The sequence below is a fragment of the Streptomyces sp. NBRC 110028 genome (assembly GCF_001417735.1).
GTDB lineage: Bacteria > Actinomycetota > Actinomycetes > Streptomycetales > Streptomycetaceae > Streptomyces.
In genome coordinates this window covers 594800-609637 of sequence record NZ_BBUZ01000023.1, presented here as the reverse complement: position 1 = coordinate 609637, position 14838 = coordinate 594800, and the positions used below count along the sequence as shown (strand labels likewise).

Here is a 14838-nt window from a genome sequence, read left to right as displayed (position 1 = left end):
CACCACGGGCCCGCAGCCGGAAGACGCTGCCTAACCCTCCCGGCGGCGGATCTTGTTGCCCAGCCAGACCAGCGGGTCGTACTTGCGGTCCACGGCCCGCTCCTTGAGCGGGATCAGCGCATTGTCGGTGATCTTGATCTGCTCGGGGCAGACCTCCGTGCAGCACTTGGTGATGTTGCAGTATCCGAGCCCGTGTTCCTCCTGGGCCCCCCGCTTGCGGTCGATCCCGGCCTCGCCCGCCGCGTCCAGCGGATGCATGTCCAGCTCCGCGACCCGCATCAGGAAACGCGGGCCCGCGAAGGCCTCCTTGTTCTGCTCGAAGTCGCGCAGCACATGGCAGACGTCCTGGCACAGGAAGCACTCGATGCACTTACGGAACTCCTGGGAGCGCGCCACGTCCTCCTGCCGCATCCGGTACTCGCCCGGGCCCAGACCCTCGGGCGGGACGAAGGACGGCACCTCCCGGGCCTTGGCGTAGTTGAACGAGACGTCCGTGACCAGGTCACGGATGACCGGGAGGGCCCGCAGCGGGGTCAGGGTGATCGTCTCGTCGCGGCCGAAAACCGACATGCGGGTCATGCACAGCAGCCGCGGCCGTCCGTTGATCTCGGCGCTGCACGAGCCGCATTTGCCCGCCTTGCAGTTCCAGCGGACCGCCAGGTCCGGTGCCTGGGTCGCCTGGAGGCGGTGGACGATGTCCAAAACGACTTCGCCCTCATTGACCTCGACGCGGAAGTCCCGCAGACCGCCGCCGTCCACATCGCCCCGCCACACCCGGAAGTGGGCCTCGTACGCGCTCACGCGGTCAGCTCCTCGTCCGTCAGGTACTTCACCAGCTCGTCCTTTTCGAACAGGTTCAGCAGGTCGGGCCGGATGGGCGGCATCTCGCGCCGCTCCAGCCGGATCTGCCCGCGTCCGGGGTCGGGCGGCGCGGCGAGACCGGCGACGGGGTCGGCGAGGCGGCAGATCAGGTTGATCCGGCGCCATTCGCGGTCCATCGCGGGACAGTCGTCGCGGGTGTGCCCGCCGCGGCTCTCGGTGCGCTCCAGGGCGGCGCGCGCCACGCACTCGCTGACCAGCAGCATGTTGCGCAGGTCGATGGCCAGGTGCCAGCCGGGGTTGAACTGCCGGTGGCCCTCGACCCCGGCGCGCCGCGCCCGTACCCGCAGGGCCGCCAGCCGGTGCAGCGCGTCCTCCATCTCCCCGGCCCGCCTGATGATGCCCACCAGGTCGTTCATGGTCTGCTGCAGCTCCTGGTGGAGCGTGTACGGATTCTCGGCGGGACCGGCCGGGCCGCCGGACGGCTCCTCGCCGAGGGACGGTACGTCGCCGTCCTCCGCGCTGAACGGCCGCAGCGCCTCGGCCGCCGCCAGGTCCAGCTGGGCGTCGTCGGGCACCGGGCGGGAGCCCGCCTCGGCGGTCTCCCGCGCGTACCGGGCCGCGTAGAGCCCGGCGCGGCGGCCGAAGACCAGCAGGTCGGACAGGGAGTTGCCGCCGAGCCGGTTGGAGCCGTGCATACCGCCGGCGACCTCGCCCGCGGCGAAGAGGCCGGGGACGCCGTTCGCGGCGGCGGTGTCCGGGTCGACGTCCACCCCGCCCATCACGTAGTGGCAGGTCGGGCCGACCTCCATGGGCTCGGCCGTGATGTCGACGTCGGCCAGCTCCTTGAACTGGTGGTGCATGGACGGCAGCCGCCGCTTGATCACCTCGGCGGGCATCCGGGTGGAGACGTCGAGGAAGACACCGCCGTGCGGGGAGCCGCGGCCCGCCTTGACCTCGGAGTTGATCGCGCGGGCCACCTCGTCGCGGGGGAGCAGCTCGGGCGGGCGGCGGTTGTGGTCCGGGTCCTCGTACCAGCGGTCGCCCTCGTCCTCGGACTGGGCGTACTTCTCCTTGAAGACGTCCGGAACGTAGTCGAACATGAAGCGCTTGCCCTCGCTGTTGCGCAGCACCCCGCCGTCCCCGCGCACCGACTCGGTGACGAGGATCCCCTTGACCGAGGGCGGCCAGACCATGCCGGTCGGGTGGAACTGCACGAACTCCATGTTGACCAGCGGGGCCCCGGCGAGCAGGGCCAGCGCGTGGCCGTCGCCGGTGTACTCCCAGGAGTTGGACGTCACCTTGAAGGACTTGCCGATGCCGCCGGTGGCCAGCACCACGGCGGGAGCCTCGATCGCGAAGAAGCGGCCGGATTCGCGCTCGTAGCCGAAGACCCCGGCGACCCGCTCACCCGCCGCGTCCTTGACGATGCGGGTGACCGTGCACTCCTGGAAGACCTTCAGCCGCGCCTCGTAGTCGCCGGTGGCGGCCTTGTCCTCCTGCTGGAGGGAGACGATCTTCTGCTGGAGGGTGCGGATCAGCTCCAGCCCCGTACGGTCCCCGACGTGGGCGAGCCGCGGGTACTCATGGCCGCCGAAGTTCCGCTGGGAGATCTTGCCGTCCGGGGTGCGGTCGAAGAGCGCGCCCCAGGTCTCCAGCTCCCAGACCCGGTCCGGGGCCTCCTGGGCGTGCAGCTCGGCCATCCGCCAGTGGTTGAGGAACTTGCCGCCGCGCATGGTGTCGCGGAAGTGCACCTGCCAGTTGTCGCCCGCGTTGACATTGCCCATGCTGGCGGCGATGCCGCCCTCGGCCATCACCGTATGGGCCTTGCCGAACAGCGACTTGCAGATGACGGCGCAGCGCATGCCCTGTTCGCGTGCCTCGATCGCGGCCCGCAGCCCGGCGCCGCCCGCGCCGATCACGACCACGTCCCAGGCCTGCCGTTCGACTTGCGTCATCGTTGAAGGCACCTCTCCTAGAAGAACCGGGGGTCGTCGAACGCGCCGCTCGCCAGCAGATACACATAGAAGTCGGCGACGGCGACACTGATCAGCGACGCCCAGGCCAGCTGCATGTGGCGCATGTTGAGCGAGCTGACCCAGCCCCAGAGCCGGTAGCGCACCGGGTGCCGGGAGAAGTGCTTGAGCCGGCCGCCGACGATGTGCCGGCAGGAGTGGCAGGAGAGGGTGTACGCCCAGATCAGCGCGATGTTGGCGAGCAGCACCAGGGTGCCCAGGCCCATGTGGCCCCACCGTCCCTGCTCGTCCCGGAAGGCGAGCACGGTGTCATAGGTGAGGATTCCCGCGACGATCACCGCGAAGTAGAAGAAGTAGCGGTGGATGTTCTGCAGGATGAGCGGGAAGCGGGTCTCGCCGGTGTATGTGGCGCGCGGCTCGGCGACCGCGCAGGCCGGTGGTGAGGCCCAGAAGCCCCGGTAGTACGCCTTGCGGTAGTAGTAGCAGGTCAGCCGGAAGCCGAGCGGGAAGATCAGGATCAGCAGGGCGGGGGACAGGCCCCACCACGCGCCGAAGATCTCCCAGTTCGCGCCGCCCTTCATGGGCACGCAGTTCTGCGCGACGCAGGGCGAGTAGAAGGGGGAGACATACGGCTCGGCGTAGTAGTTGTCGCCTGCGAAGGCCCGCCACGTCGAGTAGACGACGAACGCGAACAGCCCGGCGGCGGTGACCGCGGGCGCCAGCCACCAGCGGTCGGTCCGCAGATGGCGGGCGGGGACGGCGGCGCGCGACGGGCTGTGCACGCCGCTCGTGGCCGCTTTCCGTCCGGACGGCGTGGCGGCTTGGGGGTCGGTGCCAGTGGCCAAAGGAAACTCCGCGGTGGAGTGGTGTGGGGGACGGTCGGGCGCGGACCCGTCGGGCCGGGTGGGCGCCAAGCGACCGCTTCTAAGGAGCGTGGCGGTCGCGCGCGCCGAGACCCTCGTCGTCGACGTCCGACCACAGCGCGCTGTCGTAGGGCGCGTCGGGGACCGGAACCATCTCGGGGCGCGGCCGCTCCGTGCCGGGGGCCGTATCGCGCAGCAGGGCGAGACTCTCGCGCAGATGGTCCGCGTCGGTGCGGACCCGTCGTATCTCCAGTCCGCCGGCGCCGACCCGGTCTTCCAGCCGGGTGACGGAGCGGACCAGATCGTCGAGACAGCGTTGGACGGCCGTCAAGTCGTCGTTCAAGGACATGACTTGCCCTCACTTCCGCGGTTGCGGTTGGCGGCGCTCATGCGACAGCGAGTGTTACGCGTCACAGTCCTGGTTGGGAAGGGATCTGCCGCGATTCGCGGAGTCACCGGCGTGATCACGCCGCCGTGCGCCGGGGTGCGCGCCGGTCGGATGGAGCCGGTCGGGTGATCCTGTCCCCTCCATGGCCGTCCCGAGGGTGCTGTCTCATGATCCGTCGCTTTGAGTAAGGAGTATATGCGACAAGCGTCAAAATGTGCGAAATGCACTCAATATCGGCACACCCGGAGGTCACGAGCCATGTCCATCGACAAGCGACGCTGCGCCGTGCTGCTCGCCGCGGGAGTGCTGCTGCCACTGCCCGTCCTCACCGGATGCAGCTCCGGCGACGACGACGCCCCGCCGTCACCCGCGGCCCGGGACATCGCCCCGGCCTCCCGGGCGCAGACCGCCCCCGGCGGCACGCTGCGCTGGGCGCTCGACGCCCGGCCCGCGACCTTCAACGCCTTCCAGACCTCCGCCGACGCCGGCACCGAGCGGATCGCCGGAGCGGTGCTGCCCGCGCTCCACACCCTCGACGCCCGCGGCCGTCCGCAGCTCAACGGCGACTACCTGGAGTCCGCCGAGGTGGTCTCGCGCGAGCCCAAGCAGGTCGTGGTCTACAAGCTCAACCCCAAGGCGGTGTGGAGCGACGGCCGCCCGCTCGGCGCGGAGGACTTCTCCGCCCAGTGGAAGGCCCTGCGCGGCACGGAGAACGCCTACTGGACCGCGCGCAACGCCGGATACGACCGCATCGCCAGGATCCAGCCGGGCGAGAAGGCCCACGAGGTCAAGGTCACCTTCGCCAAGCCCTACACCGACTGGCGGTCGCTGTTCACGCCGCTGTACCCGAAGAGCGCGATGAGCGACCCGGCCGTCTTCAACGCCGGGGCCCGCAAGGGGCTCGCCGTCACCTCCGGCCCCTTCACGATCCGTGAGGTGAAGGACACCTCCGTCACCCTCGTACGGAATCCCCGCTGGTGGGGCGACCGGGCCCGGCTGAACCGGCTGGTCTTCGAGGCCGTCCCGGCGGGCAAACGGGCCGCCGCCCTGATCGACGGGACCGTCGACATGGCCGAGGTCGACCGGTCCACCGCGCGCCGCGTCCAGGCCGCGGCGCCCGCCGCCAAGGGGGCCGCCGGGGCCAGGAAGCTCCACCCCTCGGGCAAGGCGGGCGCGCCCGGGCTGGAGACCCACGCACAGGAGGCCGCGGTGGCCACGCGCGACCGGGCGGAGGGCGAGAAGGCGCCGCCGGGATCGCGGCGCTCGCAGACCGTGGCCCTGCGCCGGTACACCCTGCGCACGGCGCTGGACCCCGCGTACACCCAGCTCGCCATCAACGGCGCCAAGGGCCCGCTCGCGGATGAGCGGGTGCGCCGCGCGGTGGCCCGCGCGATCGACCGCGATGCGCTGGCCAAGGCGGTGCTCAAGCCGTTCGGGCTGCCCACCGAGCCGCTCGGCAACCATCTGCTGATGGCCGAGCAGAAGGGGTACAAGGACCACAGCGGCGCCCTCGGCGGCCCCGACACCCAGGCCGCGCAGTCCCTGCTCGCCGACGCCGGCTGGCGCCCCGGCGGCTCGTCCGCCCGGCAGAAGTCGGTCGACGGCAAGACGGACGACCGGGGACGGCAGGCGAGCCCCACCGCGGAGAAGACCGGCAAGACGGGCGATCCCGCCCCCGCCGCGGGCGACGCGGGCCGGTCCGGGCGCTCCCACCCGGCGGTCGTGCAGAAGAAGGGGCGGCCGCTCGTGCTGCGCTTCGTCGTCCCGTCCGACTCCGGCGGCGCCTCGCTGCGCGCCGTCGGGACGCGCATCGGCCGGATGCTGGAGGAGATCGGCGTCCGCACCGAGATCACATCGGTGAAGAGCGACTCCTTCTTCAGGGACCACATCGCCACCGGCAAGTACGACCTGGCCCTCTACTCCTGGCCCGCCTCCGCCTACCCGGCGACCGACAGCCGCCCGATCTACGCCAAGCCCCAGCCCGCCGCGGACGGCTCGCTGGTGGTGGAGCAGAACTACACCCGGGTCGGTACGGACCAGATCGACCAGCTCTTCGACGAGGCGGTCTCCGAGCTGGACGGCGGCGCCTCGCGCGCCCTGGTCGGCCGGGCGGACGCCCGGATCTGGGCGGCCGCCGGATCGATTCCGCTCTACCAGCCACCGCAGCTGGTCGCGGTCCGCAAGACGGTGGCCAACGCCGGGGCGTTCGGCTTCGCCACCCCCCGCTACCAGGACATCGGCTTCCGCGAGTAGGCCCGAGGGCGTACGGCAGCGGGCGCGAGGGTGTGTGGGACGGCGCGGGGACGGGTGGCGGCACCCGTCCCCGCGCCGTCCCCTTACCATGGGGTGGAGCCGTGGCGTAAGCAGCCCGGCGGAAAGGCGCGCCGGACAAAGGAGCGCGCTGCCACCCACGAAACCGGGAGAAGCGCGCTCGTATGCCCACGCGCCACGATATTCGTAACGTCGCCATCGTCGCCCACGTCGACCACGGCAAGACGACCCTCGTCGACGCCATGCTCAAGCAGGCCGGTGCGTTCGCCGCGCACCAGCATGTGGACGACCGGGTGATGGACTCCAACGACCTGGAGCGCGAGAAGGGCATCACCATTCTCGCGAAGAACACCGCCGTGAAGTACCACCCGGCGGACGGCAGTGACCCCGTCACCATCAACATCATCGACACCCCCGGCCACGCCGACTTCGGTGGTGAGGTCGAGCGCGGTCTGTCCATGGTCGACGCCGTGGTGCTGCTGGTGGACGCCTCCGAGGGCCCGCTGCCGCAGACCCGCTTCGTGCTGCGCAAGGCGCTGCAGGCCAAGCTGCCGGTCATCCTGTGCATCAACAAGACGGACCGCCCGGACTCCCGGATCGACGACGTCGTCAACGAGACGTACGACCTGTTCCTGGACCTGGACGCGACCGAGGAGCAGATCGAGTTCCCGATCGTCTACGCCTGCGCCCGGGACGGCATCGCCTCGCTGACCAAGCCGGAGGACGGCACGGTCCCGGCCGACAGCGACAGCCTGTGGCCGTTCTTCGTCACCCTGCTGGAGACCGTCCCGGCGCCGGAGTACGACGCGGCCGCCCCGCTCCAGGCCCACGTCACCAACCTGGACGCGGACAACTTCCTCGGCCGCATCGCGCTGCTCCGCGTCGAGCAGGGCGAGCTGAAGAAGGGCCAGACCGTCGCGTGGATCAAGCGCGACGGCACCGTCTCCAACGTCCGCATCACCGAGCTGATGATGACCGAGGCGCTCACCCGCAAGCCCGCGGAGGTGGCCGGGCCCGGGGACATCTGCGCGGTCGCCGGTATCCCGGACATCATGATCGGTGAGACCCTGGCCGACCCCGAGAACCCGATCGCGCTCCCGCTGATCACCGTCGACGAGCCGGCCATCTCGATGACCATCGGCACGAACACCTCGCCGCTGGTGGGCAAGGGCGGCAAGGGCCACAAGGTCACCGCCCGGCTGGTGAAGGACCGCCTGGACAAGGAGCTGGTCGGTAACGTCTCGCTGCGCGTGCTGCCCACCGAGCGCCCCGACGCCTGGGAGGTGCAGGGCCGCGGTGAGCTGGCGCTGGCGATCCTGGTCGAGACGATGCGCCGGGAGGGCTTCGAGCTGACCGTCGGCAAGCCCGAGGTCGTCACCAAGGAGATCGACGGCAAGCTCCACGAGCCGATCGAGCGCCTGACCATCGACGCGCCGGAGGAGCACCTGGGGGCCATCACCCAGCTGATGGCGACCCGCAAGGGCCGCATGGAGACCATGACCAACCACGGTTCCGGCTGGATCCGCATGGAGTGGATCGTGCCGTCCCGCGGCCTCATCGGCTTCCGCACCGAGTTCCTGACCCAGACCCGCGGCACCGGGATCGCGCACTCCATCTTCGAGGGCCACGAGCCGTGGTTCGGCGAGCTGCGCACCCGTAACAGCGGCTCCCTGGTGGCCGACCGCTCGGGCTCGGTGACCGCGTTCGCGATGACCAACCTCCAGGAGCGCGGTGTGCTGTTCACCTCGCCCGGCACCGAGGTGTACGAAGGCATGATCGTCGGCGAGAACTCGCGCGCCGACGACATGGACGTGAACATCACCAAGGAGAAGAAGCTCACCAACATGCGGTCCTCGACCGCGGACGTGACCGAGTCCCTGGTGCCGCCGCGGCTGCTCTCGCTGGAGCAGTCCCTGGAGTTCTGCCGCGACGACGAGTGCGTCGAGGTGACCCCGGAGACGGTCCGCATCCGCAAGGTCGTACTGGACCAGAAGGAGCGCGGCCGCGCCGCGTCGCGCGCCAAGCGCTGACGTTCCGCCTCCGTACGCCCCCGGCAGCCCGGGCTTCCGCTTCCTGAGCGGGGCCCGGGCTGCTGTCGTATCAGGAAGCTGCCCGTCAAGCGGTTATCCGACGAGCGGCGTCCGGATATCGGCGTCCGGGCTCCGCATGATGTGTTAACAGTCCGTTTCGCGTGTGTCTGTCTGCGGCAGTTTTGTCCGGATTTCGAGGCTCCGCGCGTAGATGATGTGACCAAAGCGAGACCCATAAAGTGTGGTTTACGTGGCTGGGGTGCTCAATCATGGGGTTCATTGAGCTCGGGTCAACGGGTCGAACGCTGTGGGGAGCGGGGACCTGCGAGCACATCTGGGGGGTCCGGTCCCTTTCGCTGCCAGGGGTGTCAGCGCATCTCCGGACACCCCTCTCGAAGCAAGCAGAGGACTCCGGAGGAGGCAAACCCATGCGTGGTGCCCAGAGCGCCAAGTGGGTCGCGATGGCCGCGGTCGTGGCGATGGCCGCGACCGCTTGTGGCGGCGGCGGCGACAAGGGCGACGGCAAGTCCGCCGTCGACCCGAACGGTGTGTACACCTATCAGGACGTCGAGCCGCAGAACCCGCTGGTCCCGACCAACACCAACGAGGTCGGTGGCGGGTACATCCTGAAGAACCTCTTCCGCGGCCTGGTCGACTACGACGTCAAGGGCAAGCTGCGCAATCAGGTCGCCCAGAGCGTCGACTCGCCGGACAACCAGCACTTCACGGTGAAGCTGAAGAAGGGCTGGAAGTTCCACAACGGCGAGCCGGTGACGGCCGGCTCCTTCGTGGACGCCTGGAACTACGGCGCGAACGCCAAGAACGCCCAGCTGAACGCCTCGTGGTTCGCCGACATCAAGGGCTTCGACGAGGTGCACCCGGAAAAGGGTGACCCGAAGGCCGACAAGATGTCCGGGCTGAAGGTGGTGAACGACAACGAGTTCACCATCGAGCTGTCGCACCCGGTCTCCACCTTCAAGGACCGGCTCTTCTACGACGCCTTCTTCCCGCTTCCCAAGGCCTTCTACAAGGACCCGAAGAAGTTCGGCGAGGCCCCCATCGGCAACGGCCCCTACGAGGTCGACGGCAAGTGGGAGCACAAGGTCCAGTTCAAGGTGAAGAAGTACGCCGGGTACCAGGGGGTGGACAAGCCCAAGAACGGCGGCATCATCTTCAAGTTCTACAACAAGGATGAAAGCGCCTACAACGACCTGGTCTCTGACAAGCTGGACATCATGTACCAGGTCCCGCCGTCGTCGATCAACGTCTACAAGACCGACCTGGGCGACCGCTCGGCCGACCAGATGTTCGGCGGCAACACCACCATCGCCTTCCCGATGTACGACAAGGCGTGGAGCAAGCCGGAGAAGGCCAAGGTCCGCCAGGGCCTGTCCATGGCGATCGACCGCGAGACCATCACCAAGACCGCGCTGAAGGGCTCGAAGGACCCGGCCGACGGCTGGACCCCGAAGGTCGTCGAGGGCTACCAGCCCAACGCCTGCGGTGAGTACTGCACGTTCAACCCGAAGAAGGCGAAGCAGCTCATCAAGGAGGGCGGCGGCGTCCCCGGCGGCAAGATGACCATCGCCTACAACGCCGACGGCGGCAACAAGGAATGGGCCGAGGCGGTCTGCAACGACATCAAGCAGAACGCCGGCGTCCCCTGCGAGGCCGACCCGCGCGCGACCTTCCAGCAGCTGCGCACCGAGATCACCGACAAGAAGATGACCAGCGCGTTCCGGATGGCCTGGGTCCAGGACTTCCCGAACATCTCCAACTTCATCTCCGAGCAGTACCGCACCGGCGCCGGCGCCAATGACTCCGGCTTCAGCGACAAGAAGCTCGACAAGCTGATGGAGCAGGCCGACTCGGCCAAGACCATCGAGGAGTCCGACAAGCTCTACGCCCAGGCCGAGGCCAAGCTCAAGGACACGATGCCCTCCATCCCGCTCTTCTTCGACCACACCAACGGCGGTCACTCCAAGAACGTCCAGAACGTCAAGTTCGACACGTTCCGCCAGGCGATCTGGACCGACGTCGAGGTCAAGAAGTAGTCGAGAGGCTTGCAGTGACGCAGTCCCGGTGACCGTCCGTCCCCCGACGGGCGGTCGCCGGGCGCGTCGGCGACAGGAGGACACCCATGGGGCGATACGTCGCGAGGCGACTGCTCCAGATGATCCCGGTCTTCATCGGGACCACACTGCTCATCTTTCTGATGGTGTATTCGCTGCCCGGCGATCCCGTCAAAGCGCTCTTCGGCCAGCGGGCATCCGACCCCGCCACGGTCGAGAGACTGCGCCATCAATTCGGTCTGGACAAGCCCCTGCTGACCCAGTACTGGGACTACATCACCGGGCTGTTCCGGGGTGACTTCGGGCAGAGCTTCACCGGCCGCCCGGTCGCCGATCTGATGGCCGACGCCTTCCCGGTCACCATCCGGCTCGCGCTTCTCGCCTTCGGCATCGAGATCGTCGTCGGCGTCACCCTCGGTGTGGTGACCGGCCTGATGCGCGGCAAGTTCCTGGACCGGTTCGTGCTGGTGTTCACCCTGATCGTGACCTCGATCCCGGTGTTCGTGATCGGCTTCGTCACCGTGTTCCTGTTCGGGCTCAAATGGAAGGTCATCACCCCGACCGTCCAGGACTCCACGGACATCGGGCAGCTCTTCGCACCGGCCCTGGTGCTGGGCGCCCTCTCGCTCGCCTACGTGTCCCGGCTCACCCGGACCACCGTGGTGGAGAACCTGCGCGCCGACTACATGCGCACCGCCCTCGCCAAGGGGCTGCCGCGGCGCCGGATCATCGGCGTCCATCTGATGCGCAACTCGCTCATCCCTGTCGTCACGTTCCTCGGCACCGACCTCGGCACCCTCATGGGCGGCGCGATCGTCACCGAGGGCATCTTCAACATCCAGGGCGTGGGCAACACCCTCTTCCGGGCCATCCAGACCAGTGAGGGTCCCACCGTCGTCGGCATCGTGACCGTGCTCGTGCTCGTCTACCTGCTGAGCAGTCTGGTCGTCGACCTGTTGTACGCCGTCCTGGACCCGAGGATCCGCTATGCCTGAGAAAACTCTGGCCCCCGAGGCCGGCCCCGCGCCTTCAGGTCCCGCCGTCGAGCCCCTGGCGGGCGCCGAGGTCACCAAGCCGCGCAGCCTGGGCCAGGACGCCTGGCGCGAACTGCGCAGCAATCCCATCTTCTGGGTCTCCGCCGTGCTGCTGGTGCTCTTCCTGCTGATGGCGGCCGTGCCCAGCCTCTTCACCAGCACCGACCCGGGCCACGCCGATCTGCGCAACCACTACCTGGGCAAGCCGGCCTGGGGGCATATCTTCCAGCAGGACTGGTTCGGCTACAACGGCCAGGGCCAGAGCGTCTACGCCCGGACCATCTACGGCGCCCGCGCCTCGGTCATCATCGGCGTCTGCGTGACCCTCGGGGTCACCCTCGTCGGCGGTCTGATCGGCATGTTCGCGGGATACTTCGGCGGCTGGATCGACACCCTGCTCTCCCGGCTCACCGACATCTTCTTCGGCATCCCGCTGCTGCTCGGCGGCATGGTGCTGCTGCAGGCGTTCACCCACCGCACCATCTGGACCGTGGTGCTCGCCCTCGCCACCTTCGGCTGGATGCCGCTCGCCCGCGTGATGCGCGGCGCGGTCATCACCCAGAAGCAGGCCGACTTCGTGACGGCGGCCCGGGCGCTGGGCGCGGGCACCGGCCGCATCCTGCTCCGGCACATCCTGCCCAACGCCCTCGCCCCGGTGATCGTCGTGGCCACCATCGCGCTCGGTGGCTTCGTCTCCGCCGAGGCCACCCTGTCCTACCTGGGCATCGGCCTGCAGTCGACGGTCTCGTGGGGCGTGGACATCTCGGACGCGCAGAACGTGCTGCGGGACGCCCCGCACGTCCTGCTCGTCCCGGCCACCTTCCTGAGCCTGACCGTGCTGTCGTTCATCCTGCTCGGCGACGCGGTGCGCGACGCCTTCGACCCCAAGCTGCGCTGAGGGAGGCGTACGTGACCACCATCGAGAAGACCGGCGCGGAGCCCTCCGCGCGCGTCGAGGACAACGGCGGCCCGCTGCTGGAAGTCCGCGACCTGCACGTGGAGTTCCACACCCGGGACGGCATCGCCAGGGCCGTCAACGGCGTCAACTACTCCGTCAGCGCGGGCGAGACCCTCGCCGTGCTCGGCGAGTCCGGCTCCGGCAAGTCCGTGACCGCGCAGGCCATCATGGGCATCCTGGACATGCCGCCCGGCAAGATCCCGCAGGGCCAGATCCTCTTCCGCGGCGAGGACATGCTCACCATGGCCCCCGAGGAGCGCCGCAAGATCCGCGGCCGCCGGATCGCCATGATCTTCCAGGACGCGCTCTCCGCGCTGAACCCGGTGCTCTCCGTGGGCTATCAGCTCGGCGAGATGTTCCGGGTCCACCAGGGGCTGTCCAAGAAGGACGCCAAGGCCAAGGCCGTCGAGCTGATGGACCGGGTCCGCATCCCGGCCGCCAAGGAGCGGGTGAACGACTACCCGCACCAGTTCTCCGGCGGTATGCGCCAGCGCATCATGATCGCCATGGCGCTGGCCCTGGAGCCGGACCTGATCATCGCCGACGAGCCGACCACCGCGCTCGACGTGACCGTCCAGGCCCAGGTCATGGACCTGCTCGCGGAGTTGCAGCGCGAGTACAACATGGGCCTGATCCTGATCACCCACGACCTCGGCGTGGTCGCGGACGTCGCCGACAAGATCGCGGTGATGTACGCGGGCCGGATCGTCGAGACCGCCCCCGTGCACGAGCTGTACAAGCGCCCCGCCCACCCGTACACCAAGGGACTGCTCGACTCGATCCCGCGGCTGGACCACAAGGGCCAGGAGCTGTACGCGATCAAGGGGCTGCCGCCCAACCTGCTCAAGATCCCCACGGGCTGCGCCTTCAACCCGCGCTGCCCGAAGGCCCAGGACATCTGCACCACCGAGGTCCCGCCGCTGGTACAGGTCACCGAGGAGGACGGCACCGAGCTGCCGGGCCGCGGCAGCGCGTGCCACTTCTGGAAGGAGACCATCCATGGCTGAGACGGAGAAGAACGACAAGGCCGTGGAACCGGCCGACGCGGCCCCCGCCGACGCCACTCCCAACGTCACCGAGGTGACGACGGTCGACGCCGCCACCGAGGACGAGGCCGTCGCCGCCCTCGACGCCCATGTCGACCGCGGGGAGCCGATCCTCCAGGTGCGCAACCTGGTCAAGCACTTCCCGCTGACCCAGGGCATCCTCTTCAAGAAGCAGGTCGGCGCGGTCAAGGCGGTCGACGGCGTCTCCTTCGACCTCTACCAGGGCGAGACGCTCGGCATCGTCGGCGAGTCCGGCTGCGGCAAGTCGACCGTCGCCAAGCTGCTGATGACCCTGGAGACCGCCACCGCGGGCGAGGTGTTCTACAAGGGCCAGGACATCACCAAGCTGTCCGGGCGCGCGCTGCGGGCCGTCCGCCGCAACATCCAGATGGTCTTCCAGGACCCGTACACCTCGCTCAACCCCCGCATGACGGTGGGCGACATCATCGGCGAGCCGTACGAGATCCACCCCGAGGCCGCGCCCAAGGGCGACCGCCGCCGCAAGGTCCGGGAGCTGCTGGACGTCGTCGGTCTCAACCCCGAGTACATCAACCGCTATCCGCACCAGTTCTCCGGCGGTCAGCGCCAGCGCATCGGCATCGCCCGCGGCCTCGCGCTCAACCCGGAGATCATCATCTGCGACGAGCCGGTCTCGGCGCTGGACGTGTCCGTGCAGGCGCAGGTCATCAACCTGATGGAGAAGCTGCAGGACGAGTTCAACCTGTCCTACATCTTCATCGCCCACGACCTGTCCATCGTCCGCCACATCTCCGACCGGGTCGGCGTGATGTACCTGGGCAAGATGGCCGAGATCGGCACCGACGCCGAGATCTACGACCACCCGACCCACCCGTACACCCAGGCCCTGCTGTCCGCCGTCCCGGTGCCCGACCCTCAGTCGCGGGAGGGCCGGGAGCGCATCATCCTCACCGGCGACGTCCCCTCCCCGGCCAACCCGCCCTCCGGCTGCCGCTTCCGCACCCGCTGCTGGAAGGCCGAGGACAAGTGCGCCAAGGAGGTGCCGCTGCTCGCCGTCCCCGAGCGCTTCGCGGGCACCGACTCCCTCGCGGCGCACGAGTCGGCGTGCCACTTCGCCGAGGAGAAGGACGTGGTGCACGCGTAAACGGGCACTGCTCGCCGAAGGGCGCCCGGCCAGTGGCCGGGCGCCCTTCGGCGTCTTCCCGGCTCGGCCCGCCGTCCCTTTGTTTGAATCGATTAAAGATATGGAACAGACGCTTGAAGCGCGGGGAAACTTAGGTCACAGTGACCTAGAAAGCGCTTGCCGAGCGCGGGACGCACCGCTCGGCTCGCGCTTCACCAACGGCGTTTCCCGGGTGCGTTTCCCGGTGCCGCCGGGCCGCTGCCACGGACAGCGGTCACC

At 69.1% G+C, this 14838-nt stretch carries 11 protein-coding genes; 7 read left to right on the top strand and 4 right to left on the bottom strand.

The features are described from left to right. Positions 1-30: 30 nt before the first annotated feature. The 4 genes from ASC60_RS07800 to ASC60_RS07785 form a co-directional block, all read right to left on the bottom strand. The gene (locus ASC60_RS07800) at positions 31-801 is read right to left on the bottom strand and encodes a succinate dehydrogenase/fumarate reductase iron-sulfur subunit (RefSeq protein WP_055548150.1); all 771 of its coding nucleotides are present in this window, start codon (positions 799-801) and stop codon (positions 31-33) included. Further along, on the bottom strand, positions 798-2777 hold the full coding sequence (locus ASC60_RS07795; RefSeq protein WP_055548148.1) for a fumarate reductase/succinate dehydrogenase flavoprotein subunit: 1980 nt from the start codon (positions 2775-2777) through the stop codon (positions 798-800). The genes ASC60_RS07800 and ASC60_RS07795 overlap by 4 nt, the downstream gene beginning before the upstream one ends. Positions 2778-2794: 17 nt before the next feature. Beyond that, positions 2795-3640: a hypothetical protein gene (locus tag ASC60_RS07790; RefSeq protein WP_055548146.1), complete on the bottom strand. Its 846-nt coding sequence runs from the start codon at positions 3638-3640 to the stop codon at positions 2795-2797. Positions 3641-3719: 79 nt separating this feature from the next. Further along, positions 3720-4007: a hypothetical protein gene (locus ASC60_RS07785; RefSeq protein WP_055548144.1), complete on the bottom strand. Its 288-nt coding sequence runs from the start codon at positions 4005-4007 to the stop codon at positions 3720-3722. A 297-nt stretch (positions 4008-4304) separates the two neighbouring features. Between ASC60_RS07785 and ASC60_RS07780 the strand changes: the two genes are divergently transcribed. From ASC60_RS07780 to ASC60_RS07750, 7 genes are all read left to right on the top strand, one after another. Next, positions 4305-6299, top strand: coding sequence for an ABC transporter family substrate-binding protein (locus ASC60_RS07780; RefSeq protein WP_055548142.1), 1995 nt, complete (start codon positions 4305-4307; stop codon positions 6297-6299). A 182-nt stretch (positions 6300-6481) separates the two neighbouring features. Beyond that, a complete protein-coding gene (gene typA, locus ASC60_RS07775; RefSeq protein WP_055548140.1) occupies positions 6482-8347 on the top strand; it encodes a translational GTPase TypA in 1866 nt (621 codons plus the stop codon). A 428-nt stretch (positions 8348-8775) separates the two neighbouring features. After that, positions 8776-10401 carry an ABC transporter substrate-binding protein gene (locus ASC60_RS07770; protein WP_055548138.1) on the top strand — a complete coding sequence of 542 codons (1626 nt, stop codon included), beginning with the start codon at positions 8776-8778 and terminating at the stop codon, positions 10399-10401. Between the two features lie 86 nt (positions 10402-10487). Next, complete coding sequence (locus ASC60_RS07765; protein WP_055548136.1) at positions 10488-11414, top strand: ABC transporter permease; 927 nt, start codon at positions 10488-10490, stop codon at positions 11412-11414. After that, entirely contained in the window at positions 11407-12351 is a 945-nt protein-coding gene (locus ASC60_RS07760; RefSeq protein WP_055548134.1) for an ABC transporter permease, read from the top strand. The genes ASC60_RS07765 and ASC60_RS07760 overlap by 8 nt, the downstream gene beginning before the upstream one ends. 11 nt (positions 12352-12362) lie before the next feature. Further along, on the top strand, positions 12363-13418 hold the full coding sequence (locus ASC60_RS07755; protein WP_055548133.1) for an ABC transporter ATP-binding protein: 1056 nt from the start codon (positions 12363-12365) through the stop codon (positions 13416-13418). Beyond that, positions 13411-14580, top strand: coding sequence for an ABC transporter ATP-binding protein (locus ASC60_RS07750; RefSeq protein ID WP_055548131.1), 1170 nt, complete (start codon positions 13411-13413; stop codon positions 14578-14580). Before ASC60_RS07755 ends, ASC60_RS07750 begins: the two co-directional genes overlap by 8 nt. Positions 14581-14838 lie beyond the last annotated feature (258 nt).